Source organism: Cohnella luojiensis (assembly GCF_004564235.1).
Lineage (GTDB): Bacteria > Bacillota > Bacilli > Paenibacillales > Paenibacillaceae > Cohnella > Cohnella luojiensis.
Map to the genome: position 1 here is coordinate 47,431 of NZ_SOMN01000008.1, position 12,679 is coordinate 60,109.

The window sequence follows — 12,679 nt, forward strand, 5'->3', positions numbered from 1 at the left end:
AGCGAGTCGCACCAGCACATCCGAGAAGATGGGCAACTCCCAGCACAAGCCCCGCTCAGACCGCTCGTCGGTAACTCCTCGCTCGAAGGCGGGTGTCCAGAGGGCAGCAGGCCCTTGGAATCCCCCTTGGAAAGGGGGACTTAGGGGGTTAGAAATGTTTAATTATTTCGTCCGCAAACGCAGAACATTTTACTTCGGTAGCACCCTCCATCAAACGAGCGAAGTCATAAGTAACGACTTTGTTGTTGATCGAGGTTTCCAAACCTTTGTAGATCAGCTCGGCAGCTTCCAACCATCCCAAGTGCTCCAGCATCATAACGCCGGAAAGAATAACGGAACCCGGGTTCACGACGTCTTTGTCCGCGTACTTAGGCGCGGTACCGTGAGTCGCTTCGAAGATGGCATGTCCCGTCAGGTAGTTGATGTTAGCGCCCGGTGCGATACCGATTCCGCCGACTTGAGCAGCCAATGCGTCGGACAGATAGTCGCCGTTCAGGTTCAACGTAGCGATAACGTCGAAGTCGGTTGGACGAGTTAGAACTTGTTGAAGCGCGATGTCGGCGATGGCGTCCTTGATCAGGATTTTACCGGAATCAAGAGCCGCTTTCTGGGCAGCGTTAGCCGCTTCTTCGCCTTTGTCCGCTTTGATGTTGTCGTATTCGGACCACGTGAATACTTTGTCTCCGAATTCTTGTTCAGCTACTTCGTAACCCCAGTTTTTGAACGCGCCTTCGGTATATTTCATGATGTTGCCTTTATGAACGAGCGTAACGGATTTGCGGCCGTGTTTGATCGCGTACTCGATAGCCGCGCGAACAAGACGTTTGGAGCCTTCTTCCGAAACTGGTTTGATGCCGATACCGGAAGTTTCCGGGAAGCGGATTTTGTTAACGCCCATTTCCTTCTGCAAGAACTCGAGCACTTTCTTCACTTGCTCGGTACCGGATTGGTACTCGATGCCCGCGTAGATGTCCTCGGTGTTTTCCCGGAAAATAACCATGTCCACAAGCTCGGGACGCTTAACCGGGGAAGGTACGCCGTCGAAGTAACGAACGGGACGCAAGCATACGTAGAGATCCAGTTCTTGGCGCAGCGCAACGTTCAGGGAACGGATACCGCCGCCGATTGGCGTCGTCAAAGGTCCTTTGATTGCGATGAACATTTCGCGGATGGCCGTCAACGTATCGGCAGGCAACCACTCGCCGTAAGTATTGAATGCTTTCTCGCCGGCGAAAACTTCGTACCAAGCGATTTGTTTTTCGCCGTTGTATGCTTTCTTTACTGCCGCATCAAGCACGCGCTTGGATGCTTTCCAGATGTCGCGGCCGGTGCCGTCGCCCTCGATAAAAGGGATAATCGGGTTGTTAGGAACCTTCAACACGCCGTTGTCTACCGTAATTTTCTCGCCGGAAGTCGGCGCTGTGAATTTTTCGAGTTTCATGGTTTGTTTCTCCTCCTGATTTTCACGTTATTTTTCGCAAAGAACCGGCGTCTTGCCTCCGCCTTACGGCATTGGAGGCAACCCGCCGGCAATAGCATTTAATTTAGACGCGTTTCTCGATTGAAACGTAGTGCTGGTTCACCGGACCGACGTATTCGGCGCGCGGACGAATCAAGCGGTTATCTTGGTATTGCTCCAAGATGTGAGCAGACCATCCGGATACGCGGCTGATCGCGAAGATCGGCGTGAACAAGTCGCGCGGGATGCCAAGCATCGTGTAACAAGAAGCGGAGTAGAAGTCGACGTTCGGCTTCAATCCTTTTTGACTCGTTACAAGGTTGTCGATCTTAATGGACATGTCGTAAAGCGTCATGTCGCCTTTCAACTCGCCGAGTTGACGCGACATCTGCATCAAGTGCTTAGCGCGAGGGTCGCCATTCTTATAGACGCGATGACCGAAGCCCATGATCTTCTCTTTGTTGTCCAGCTTGTTCTGAATATAAGGCTCTACGTTAGCTACGGAGCCGATTTCATCAAGCATGACCATAACCGCTTCATTAGCTCCGCCGTGCAATGGCCCCTTCAGAGCGCCGATCGCGGACGTTACGCCGGAATAAATATCCGACAAGGTCGCAACCGTTACGCGCGCCGCGAAAGTGGAGGCATTCAACTCATGGTCCGCATGCAGAACGAGCGCTTTGTCCAAGGCTTCGATAGCGACCTGTGCCGGTTCTTCTCCGGTAAGCATATACAGGAAGTTATGGGCGATGCTTACGCCTTTCTTCGGAGCGATCGGTTCTTTGCCCTCGCGAATACGAGCGTATGCCGCTACGACGGTAGGCAATTGCGCTTGCAGCTTCACTGCTTTGCGATAGTTAGCCTCCGCGCTCATGTCATTAGCTTCGCTATCGTACAATGCCAAGCTGGATACGACCGTACGCAAAGCAGCCATCGAATTGCTTGCTTTAGGGTACAAACGCAAGCCATCGATAACCTCGGCAGGAACGGATGCATAGTCTCCAAGCTTCGCGGTCAGCCCGTCCAGTTCCGCTTTAGTCGGAAGCTTGCCGTGCCATAGTAAGTATGCTACTTCTTCGAACGTGGCCTTTTCCGCTAATTCGTCGATGTTAATGCCTTGGTATGTCAAGACGCCGTCGATGATGGAGCTAATCGACGACTTCGCCGCCACGATACCTTCAAGGCCTTTGGTTACTGTCATATTTTCTCTCTCCTTTGTCCCGAAAATTCAGATCAATCGGCTTGTCTATGTGTGCTGCCGAATCGCTCAAGATAAGTCTGCGCGAGAGCAAGACGCACTCCCGGCTCAATAATGAACGCAAACCGCGAATAACCTAACATTTTTTGACCTTTTTTAATGATAATCGATTTTTACAGGGAATGGAACCGAAACGGGCATCAAATTGTTTTATCGGCACCATAAGTATTCGTTCTTGAATCCACATAGCTTTAGTCATTTGCTTAAACCCTCTAATTATTCCAATAATTAATTTGTGATACAATGAAACGAAGCGTTTGCGCGGCAGGAGGTCCACTTAATGCACTTAACCACAAACCAGATCACCGGAATCATCGATATCGGCTCCAATACCGTTCGATTGTCCGTTTATCAATTAACGGACAACGGGGCTTATCGCGTAGTGGATCAAGGACGCTGGCCGGCTCGCTTAAGCCAACGAATGACTTCGGATGGCACATTACCCATGGAAACCATAGATGAGCTTGCGGAAGTGTTGCGGCACTTTTGCCGCATATGCCAGAAGCACGGCGCGGAGCACATCCGGGCTGTTGCGACTGCCGCGATCCGCCAAGCCGTTAATAGAGAAGCGATCATAAAGAAGCTATACGACTTAACCGGCTTATCCGTCGAGATACTGTCCGGGGAGGACGAAGCCCGAATCGGCAGCAGAGCCATGCTGAACAGCCTTAACCTTGCCGATTGCTTCGTCGTGGACATTGGCGGAGGAAGTACCGAGATCACGCTCATTCAGAATAGGAGTGTCGTGTCTGCCGCTTCCTTCCCGATTGGCTGCGTCAACATTTCTAGCAAATACGGGATAGGCGAAGGCCCTGCCCCCCAATCCATGCTATCCGAGATTCAATCGGAGGTGTGGCGTTTGCTCGGTAAGGAGCGGTGGATTTCTAGTCACCCCGGGCTTCCCCTCATCGGATTGGGAGGCACCGTTCGTGCCCTCGCCAAGCTTCGTCAAAGGGAGACGAATTATCCGTTTCCCCACCTGCACGGCTATGAAATGATTAGACCCGATCTCGGCTTGGCCTTGGATAACCTGGCCATGATTACGGTCGAACAACGACGGAAGCTTCCTGGCTTGTCCAAAGACCGCGGAGACGTCATCGTGCCGGGACTTGCGATTCTTCTTGGGGTCATGGGGCATATCCATACTTCTCGACTCGTCGTATGCGGCGCGGGACTAAGGGATGGATTGTTCTACGAAACCTGCCTCCCCCTCCATCGTTCCGATTCGGAAAACTCCGTTCTGGAGGAAAGCATTCGTAACCTGAGCGCTTTATATCCGGTCGCGCCTGAAGAACATCTTCAGCAAGTTCGCAGATTAGCCTTAACGTTATATGACCGCTTATCAGCGGATACGAAATTGCCGGCTTCCAGTCGCCGGTTATTGGAAACCGCTGCCCGTCTATTCCGGATCGGAGCGACAATCGATTTTAACGACTGCGCGGACCATACCTTCTATATGCTGCTGCATACCAATTGGAACGGTTTATCCCACAGGGAAACGATTCTGACGGCTGCCATCGCTTCTTATCGAGGTTCCAATCCTCTTAGAAGAAAGCTAGCCGCGTACCGCTCAATGCTGGAGGAAGGCGATTTCGAAGCGATCGCCAAGCTCGGCTCTTTGCTGCAGCTGGCTGCCGCGCTCGACCGCAGCGAAGCCCAGGCCATAACGACCCTTGAGCTTTCCGTGAAAGGAAGCAAGCTTCGATTAATTGCCGATGCCCGCCATCCGCTTCCCGTAGAGCAGATGGAAGTAGAGAACATCGCCAAGGAAATGAAAAAAAATTGGGGGATTACCCCCGAACTTTCGGTCCGGATAAAGTAATTCCCCCGTTAACTCTACTCAAACGCTGCCGCTATGGACTTCCATAGCGGAATATCCGCCGCTTGGAACTGGCTGCGCAATGGAGGCTCCGGGCTCTTCACCCGCTCATAGGAGCCGGTCGATAGCAGTTCCCGCGCTTTGACGTTATCCAGCAAATTCATTTCCAATATGTTCATCAACGTGCTTCGAAGACCGGGATCGTATACCGGGCACATTAATTCAACCCTGCGGCTCAAGTTCCGCGTCATCCAATCCGCGCTCGAAATATAGACCTCATCGTCCCCGCCCCCCGCTACGGAGAGTATTCTGGCATGCTCGAGATAACGGTCGACGATGCTGATCACTCGGATATTCTCGCTTAATCCCGGCACTCCGGGTCTGAGACAGCATACTCCCCGAACGATTAATTCGATTTTCACGCCAGCCTGCGAGGCTTGATAGAGCTTATCGATCATCGATTGATTGGATAAAGAATTCATCTTCGCGACTATCCGGGCAGGGCGCCCGCTCAAAGCATGACCAATCTCCCGATCGATCAGTTCGAACAGCTTCGGCTTTAAGCCGATCGGCGCGACGGCGAAGGACGACCATAGATGGGGAGTCGAATATCCCGTCATCTCGTTGAACAATGCGGTAGCATCCGCCCCGATGTCCGGATGGCTCGTGAATAACCCCGCATCCGTATACAAACGTGCCGTATTTTCATTATAATTGCCGGTTCCGACATGCACGTATCTCCGCAAGTTATTCGCTTCTCTGCGAACGACCAAAGTGATCTTGGCGTGAGTCTTCAACCCGACCAGTCCGTAGACGACATGGCAGCCGGCCTTCTCGAGCTGGCGCGCCCATGCGATATTGCGCGCCTCGTCGAACCTAGCCTTGATCTCTACGACGACGGTGACTTGCTTCCCCGATTCCGCCGCGCTGGACAATGCCTGAATGAGCACGGAATTCACGCTCACGCGATAAAGCGTCATCTTTATCGCAAGCACGTTCGGGTCTGCCGCGGCTTCCAGAATGAAATCGTTAACGACCTCGAATGACTCATAGGGATGATAGACGAGGACATCCTTCTCGCGAAGTACGGTCAACATATCGTCCTCTCCGTCGAATTCCGCGGGATAGACCGGCTCGTGCTTAGGATAACGAAGGTGCTCATAGTTCGGAAGCATGGCCACGAACTTAGACAGAAATCCCAGATCAAGAGGTCCATCTATTTCGTCGAAAGCCTCGCCTTCCATTTCCAGTTCGTCGCTAAGCAGCTCCAGCGCGTCCAAATGGATTCCTTTTTCCACCTCGAGTCTTACGGGCAATCCGCGCCGCCGCCGTCGCAGCTCCTTCTCTATCTCCTGCAGTAAATCCTCCGCGCCTTCCTCGTTCAACGTCAAGTCCGAATTCCGCGTCACGCGGAACGCATGAACCGCTACCGTCCTGTATCCGCTGAACAGGAGTCCGATATGCTCCTTGATCAAGTCCTCCAGCAGCAAATAAGAGAGTTTTCTACTGTTTTTCCTCCCTGGAACGAGGATTGTGCGGGCAAGAATCGACGGCACTTGAACGATCGCGCAGAACGTCTTCTCCTCTTCGCCTTCCGTTACGCCTTGGCCCTCCGGCTTCAGAACAACGGCCAGGTAAAGTTCTTTACTATGCAGAAGCGGAAAAGGACGGCTTTGGTCGACTGCCATCGGAGTGAGCACCGGATATATGATTTGCTTGAAATAGGAGGTCATCGTTGTCTTCTGTTCGTCGTTCAATTCCCGGAAGGCAGTAAGCGAGACGCCCTCTTTGGCCAATAGCCGAAGTAAATCGCGGTAAGTACGGTATTGTTCTTTAACCATTCGCGTCGTGCGCTTCATCAGTCGTTTAATCAAGCCTTGGGGCGTGTATCCCGTGAAATCGGTTTTTATAAACCCCGCTTTGCTCTGCGCTTGTAATCCGGCGACCCTAACGCTCATAAACTCATCTAGGTTGCTTTGCACGATGGAAAGAAACTGAAGCCTCTCCAAAAGCGGCGTACCTGCGTCTTCCGCTTCTTCAAGCACGCGCCGATTGAACTCCAGCCAGCTTAAATCACGGTTAATATATTTTTTGGAGCTAGACACGTTGCTTCCCCCTGTTCATTGCTCATGCGACTATGACCATATAACCCGATCCGGCATTCTCTTTCATTATGTTGCCCGATTGTAAACTAGACGTTAACTAATCGTTAACGCACGGTTAAATGAAAGACAACCCTTCGCGAAATGAAGTCGCCATGGTTTATAATGGGAATAGTACTCTTAATGAAATGGATATGCAGGAGAAAGAGGGAGATTGCTCTGGATCGGAAAATCGTCGGTCAACTGCTAAGATTACTTCTCGTCATTGCGCTTTGTGTCGTGATCCTAATGCTGGCGTGGTGGTCTCTTCCGCTCCTGTATCCTTTCCTGCTCGGATGGCTTCTTGCATATGCCTTAAATCCGTTGGTGGACTTGCTGCACCGTAGAGCCCGTTTTCCCCGATGGCTAGCGGTCACCGTCACCTTGCTGTTATTTGCTTCCGCAATGATTACGATCATCTCCGCTCTAATCATGCGTCTTGTCGAAGAGGTTATGAATTTGTCCGGCTCGCTTCAGGACTTGGTGACGTGGGTGGAAAATTCCTTCAACGATCTGCTGGCCAGTCCGGACATTCAAGGCCTCATTAACCGGATCAACGACTTTTACAAACAAAATCCCAACTACGAAGAAACCATCAATAGCAGCATCTCCGACACGGCGCAAGTCATCACTCAAGCGGGTACCGGCCTGATCAGCTTATTCTTCAACGGAATCGTAAGCATTCTCTATTCCTTGCCTACCATCGCTACCATTGCGATCGTCGTCTTCCTTGCTTCCTTCTTCATCAGCAAGGATTGGAACCGTTATCGGATACTCATGAAGGAATGGTTTCCCATAGCCATGGTTCAAAGGGTCGGTTCGGTCTGGAAGGGTTTGCAGCACGCCTTATTTGGCTACATGCGGGCGCAATTGATTATGATTTCCATTACGATGGTTGTCGTCATTATCGGCTTATTAATCCTAAGGGTGGAAAATGCATTGTCAATCGGATTGCTTATCGGCGTCGTAGACTTGCTCCCTTACTTAGGCGTTGGCGCGGCAATGATTCCTTGGCTGGGCTACATGTTCCTCATTGGCGACTGGCAGCTTGGAACCGGTTTATCCATTCTTTATGGGATTGTCCTGATTGCCCGCCAATTCATCGAGCCGAAGGTGCTTGCCTCCAGCGTCGGCTTGGATCCCCTGCCTACCTTGATCGCGATGTTCGCAGGCCTTCAGCTGTTCGGGATATTCGGACTCATCATTGGTCCCATCATCGTCGTCGTGCTGATGGCTTGCCATAGGGCTAACGTTTTCCGGGATATCGGCAAATACATTGGGCACGGGAACCGTTAAATCCGCGCTTATCTGCGATTCGATCCTCCGTAGATCGAGAACTGACCGTTGCGCACTTTGCGTTCAAGCCATCGGTATATATATAACCGGTACAGAGGGCGAGTAAAAGGAAGAAGCATCGTCAACCCTACGATATCGGATAGAAATCCCGGAGCTATGAGGAGGATGCCGCCTGCCAGAACGCACAGGCCTTCCAGCAAGGAATGGCCGGGCGCTTGGCCTGCTTCCATCTGCTGCCGGGCTTGCTGCCATACTTTGCGTCCTTCCGTCTTGATAAGCCATGCCCCCAACGCCCCAGATCCGATCAGCAATGCCAAAGTCGCCCAGCCGCCGATCCATTTGCCCACCATGAATATAAACCATAATTCCATTAGCGCGAGAAGGAAAACGGCCAATGGAAGTTTGCTTTGCTTTTTCTGCATCATCATCACTCTCCTACTAACCATTACGATCGAACGCTCAAGACGGTTTCGAACCAATTAGCCCCATCATTCGTTGATACAAATCCGGAGCTTCCCGCGCGAAGCGAACGGGCTTCCATTCTTTGTTTACCCAAACGTGACTCGTTCCTCCCTGCACGAGGAGCAATCCTGGCGGGTCTTCACCTTCATAACGAATTCCATGACTAGCGGACATATCGCCGCTAACGATTCTCGATTCGAAACGAACGCGAATGCTCGTCATCTCCGCTACCCGAGTGCATACCGTAATCCAATCGTCGTATAAGGCAGGCTGTTTGAATGAGGCTTCAACGTCGGTTACCGGCAACAGCAAGCCCCGGGCTTCCACTTCCTTATAGGCGATTCCGGCCTGACGAACCCACTCCGTACGGCCAATCTCGAACCAGTTCAAATAGTTGGCATGATAGACGACGCCCATCTGATCCGTTTCCTGATATCTGACGCGTAAAGGGTGCAAAAACCAAGTTGCCATATGACTTCCTCCCGAATAAACGGCTTCGTCATCCTTAGGATGGCGACTGGATACAAAAATCCCCCACAGCAACGCTGCGGGGAATTCTATTTCATCGTTCGATAACTTACATGACTTTAGCTTGCCCGGAGTAAATCACGCCGTGCTCCGCGTAAACCGTGACTTCCATGCCGTCCTTCAACAACTGAATGGCATTGTCAACGCCGACGATAACCGGGATGCCCAGGTTCAGTCCTACTACCGCGGCATGGCAAGTAATGCCTCCGCATTCCGTAATGACCGCCGCCGCTTTCTCGAACGCCGGCATATATTCCTTGTCCGTGGAAGGCGCGACCAAGATCGCTCCCTTAGTCATCTTGCGAAGCGCTTCTTCGGGCGTATTCGCGATAACGACTTTACCGGTAGCGCTTTGCGATCCGATTCCTTGTCCTTTGGCGATCAGTTCGCCGACGTTGTGAATCTTGATTAGGTTCGTCGTGCCCGAGCGGCCAACCGGTACGCCCGCAGTAATAATGATCGTATCTCCAAGGCGCACGAGTCCGGTGTCCATCGCGCCTTTCACGGCGATCTCGAACATTTCGTCCGTTGTCGTCGCAGTTACGCCCTTCACAGGGATAACGCCCCATACCAGCTGCAGACGGCGCAATACTTGATCAATAGGCGTTACTGCGATGACATGGGATTTCGGTTTGTATTTGGAGATCATGCGCGCGGTATAGCCGCTCTCCGTGGAGGTTACGATCGCTTTCGCATCCAGATCCAATGCGGCATTCGCCACAGCCTGGCTAATCGCTTCCGTAACCGATGTTTGTTGCGCTTTCGCTTGCTTAGTGAAGATCTCGCGATAGTGCAAAGCGGATTCCGCGCGTTCCGCGATACGGGACATCGTCAGAACGGATTCCACTGGATATTTGCCCGCAGCCGTCTCGCCCGACAGCATGATCGCGTCCGTTCCGTCGAAGATCGCGTTCGCGACGTCGGAAGCTTCCGCGCGGGTCGGACGAGGATTCCGTTGCATGGAATCGAGCATTTGAGTAGCGGTAATGACCGGTTTGCCTGCGCGGTTGCACTTCTCGATCATGAGCTTCTGAACGAGAGGCACTTCTTCCGCGGGGATTTCAACGCCAAGGTCTCCGCGGGCAACCATTAGTCCGTCCGAAACCTCAAGAATCTCGTCGAGGTTGTCGACGCCTTGTTGATTCTCGATCTTGGAGATGATCTGAATGTGGCGCGCTTCGTGACGCTCCAGAAGCTCGCGTATTTCAAGCACGTCGCTAGCGCGGCGAACGAAGGAAGCCGCGATGAAATCGACGCCCATTTCGATTCCGAACTTGATGTCGCCGATATCTTTTTCCGTAAGTCCAGGCATGGAGATCGCGACTCCCGGAACGTTTACGCCTTTTTTGCTCTTGATTTGGCCGCTGTTAACGATCTGGCATTTGATTTCCGTGCCTTGGATGTCAACGACCGTCATTCCGATCAAGCCGTCGTCGATCAGGATCGTCGAACCGACATGAACGTCGCTAGGCAATTCCTTATACGTGATGGGAACGCGATTGATATCGCCCAAGATTTCTTCTGTAGTCAAGGTGATATATTCGCCTTGAACGAGCTCGATCGGCTCTTCCTTCAATTTCCCAAGGCGAATCTCAGGGCCTTTGGTATCCAGCAGGATCGCAACCGTTTTGTTCAATTCTTGGCAGGCTTGGCGAATCGCTTTCATCCGGTTTCCGTGTTCTTCGAAGTCGCCGTGCGAGAAGTTCAGACGGGCAACGTTCATTCCGGCGGTAATCAGTTTTTTGGTGTTATCCAACGATTCGCTGGAAGGGCCGATCGTACAGACGATTTTCGTTTTACGCATGATTTCTTTTTCCTCCGTTTATCTATCCATGGTCTCATTTATATAGGGCTATTCTAACCCTGCGGTACCGAAACGCCCGACTTTGCGGAACTTCTGGTACCGGTCTTCCCTCAATTGATCCGGAGTCATCTGCATTAACTCTTGCAGATGGCGCCATAAAGCTTCCTTGATTGCTTCGGCTTGCATCGCCTTGTCCCGATGAGCTCCGCCTTGCGGCTCGGGAATAATATCTTCGATAACGCCGAATTCAAGCAGATCCTTCGCGGTAATCTTCATCGCTTCAGCAGCTTGATCGGCTTTGGAAGCATCTTTCCATAGGATCGAAGCCGCGCCGTTCGGCGAAATAACGGAATAGATCGCATTCTCCAGCATGAGCACCCGGTTGCCTACGCCTAATGCCAGAGCGCCGCCGCTTCCGCCTTCTCCGATAACTATGCAGATGATCGGCACCCCGAACATCGCCATTTCGCGGAGATTGCGCGCGATCGCTTCCGACTGGCCGCGCTCTTCCGCGGTATCGCCGGGATAAGCTCCCTTGGTATCGATGAACGTGATGATCGGGCGACCGAACTTGTTCGCTTGCTGCATGAAGCGAAGCGCTTTGCGGAAGCCTTCCGGATGGGGACTGCCGAAGAAACGCTGGATGTTGTCCTTCGTATCCTTGCCGCGCTGGTGTCCGACAACCGTAACGGGTATGCCGTTCAGCTTGGCTAAGCCGCCTACGATCGCAAGGTCATCGGCAAACAAGCGGTCTCCGTGGAGCTCGATAAAATCGGTAAAAACCGTATTTATGTAATCCAGAGACGTCGGACGTTGATGATGACGGGCCATATGCATAATCTGAGCCGCGCTCATATTATCGTAGATCTCGACTTCAAGCTGCTTATAACGCTCCTCAAGCCTTCCGATTTCATCCGTGAAGTCGATTTGCTTCTCGGTTCCGAAATGCTTGAGCTCATCTATTTTCTTGCGTAATTCGGCGAGCGGCCTCTCAAAGGGCAGTTCACTGGACATCGGCCGGCTCTCCTTTCCCCGCGTGCATGTCGAGCAGTTTGGTCAGCATCGCTTTCATTTCCTTGCGGTGGACGACCTTGTCCAATTGCCCGTGTTTCAAATTGAATTCAGCCGTCTGGAAGTTTTCCGGCAGCTTCTGACGAATCGTTTGTTCGATAACGATACGGCCGGCGAAACCGACGATCGCGCCAGGCTCGGCCAAATTGTAGTCGCCAAGGCTCGCAAAACTCGCGGAAACCCCGCCTAACGTAGGATCGGTGAATACGGAGATGAACAAGCCGCCTTTTTCCTGGAACCTGGCAAGCGCCGCGCTCGTCTTCGCCATCTGCATTAAGCTTAATATGCTCTCTTGCATTCTTGCCCCGCCCGAGGTAGAGAAGAAAACGAGCGGCAATTGCTTCTCCGTGGCCTTCTCGATCGCGCGAGTAACCTTCTCGCCCACTACGGAGCCCATGCTGCCGCTGAAGAAGTCGAAGCTCATCACTCCGACGACGACGGCAAATCCGCCGATCTCGCCTTCTCCCGTAATGACCGCGTCCTTCAAGCCGGAGCTTGCCTTCTGCTGCTCGAGCTTCGTGGCGTAACCAGGAAATTGCAGCGGATCTTCCGAAATCAGATCTTCATTAATCTCAAAAAGACGCCCCTCATCGAGCGTCATTGCGATGCGCTCCCAGGCGTTCAGACGGAAATGGTGTCCGCAGGTGGAACAGACTTTCAGGTTCTTCTCCAGTTCCTTGCTGAACTGAATCGTACCGCATTTCGGGCAACGGTTCATCAAGCCTTCGGGAATATCCCTTTTCGTGCGTTCCGAAGGAACGACGGCGTATTTTTTCTTCTGAAATAAATCCTTGAACACAGCGACACCTCACAAGCGATATAGGGGACCGTGAAGCTAATA

Annotated in this window: 10 protein-coding genes; 2 read left to right on the forward strand and 8 right to left on the reverse strand. The window is 52.3% G+C overall.

The window, feature by feature from the left end:
* Positions 1-148 precede the first annotated feature (148 nt).
* Complete coding sequence (gene icd / locus E2980_RS08580) at positions 149-1,441, reverse strand: NADP-dependent isocitrate dehydrogenase (protein WP_135151769.1); 1,293 nt, start codon at positions 1,439-1,441, stop codon at positions 149-151.
* Between the two features lie 103 nt (positions 1,442-1,544).
* Positions 1,545-2,660, reverse strand: a complete 1,116-nt coding sequence (gene citZ, locus E2980_RS08585; RefSeq protein WP_135151770.1) for a citrate synthase — start codon at positions 2,658-2,660, stop codon at positions 1,545-1,547.
* A gap of 337 nt (positions 2,661-2,997) precedes the next feature.
* Here citZ and E2980_RS08590 point away from each other — a divergent pair, with 337 nt between their 5' ends.
* Positions 2,998-4,539, forward strand: a complete 1,542-nt coding sequence (locus E2980_RS08590) for a Ppx/GppA phosphatase family protein (protein WP_135151771.1) — start codon at positions 2,998-3,000, stop codon at positions 4,537-4,539.
* Between the two features lie 14 nt (positions 4,540-4,553).
* Here E2980_RS08590 and ppk1 read toward each other — a convergent pair whose 3' ends face one another.
* Positions 4,554-6,641: a polyphosphate kinase 1 gene (gene ppk1, locus E2980_RS08595; RefSeq protein ID WP_135151772.1), complete on the reverse strand. Its 2,088-nt coding sequence runs from the start codon at positions 6,639-6,641 to the stop codon at positions 4,554-4,556.
* 216 nt (positions 6,642-6,857) lie between these two features.
* Between ppk1 and ytvI the strand changes: the two genes are divergently transcribed.
* Positions 6,858-7,973 carry a sporulation integral membrane protein YtvI gene (ytvI, locus tag E2980_RS08600; protein WP_135151857.1) on the forward strand — a complete coding sequence of 372 codons (1,116 nt, stop codon included), beginning with the start codon at positions 6,858-6,860 and terminating at the stop codon, positions 7,971-7,973.
* A gap of 8 nt (positions 7,974-7,981) precedes the next feature.
* Here the strand turns inward: ytvI and E2980_RS08605 are convergent, their stop codons facing one another.
* The 5 genes from E2980_RS08605 to accD form a co-directional block, all read right to left on the reverse strand.
* Positions 7,982-8,395, reverse strand: coding sequence for an FxsA family protein (locus E2980_RS08605; RefSeq protein ID WP_240702940.1), 414 nt, complete (start codon positions 8,393-8,395; stop codon positions 7,982-7,984).
* A gap of 37 nt (positions 8,396-8,432) precedes the next feature.
* Positions 8,433-8,906 (reverse strand): acyl-CoA thioesterase, encoded by a 474-nt coding sequence (locus E2980_RS08610; protein ID WP_135151774.1) that lies wholly within the window; start codon positions 8,904-8,906, stop codon positions 8,433-8,435.
* A gap of 106 nt (positions 8,907-9,012) precedes the next feature.
* Positions 9,013-10,767: a pyruvate kinase gene (pyk, locus tag E2980_RS08615; RefSeq protein WP_135151775.1), complete on the reverse strand. Its 1,755-nt coding sequence runs from the start codon at positions 10,765-10,767 to the stop codon at positions 9,013-9,015.
* 48 nt (positions 10,768-10,815) lie between these two features.
* A complete protein-coding gene (locus tag E2980_RS08620) occupies positions 10,816-11,781 on the reverse strand; it encodes an acetyl-CoA carboxylase carboxyltransferase subunit alpha (protein ID WP_135151776.1) in 966 nt (321 codons plus the stop codon).
* Positions 11,771-12,637: an acetyl-CoA carboxylase, carboxyltransferase subunit beta gene (accD, locus tag E2980_RS08625; RefSeq protein ID WP_135151777.1), complete on the reverse strand. Its 867-nt coding sequence runs from the start codon at positions 12,635-12,637 to the stop codon at positions 11,771-11,773. Before accD ends, E2980_RS08620 begins: the two co-directional genes overlap by 11 nt.
* Positions 12,638-12,679: the final 42 nt, after the last annotated feature.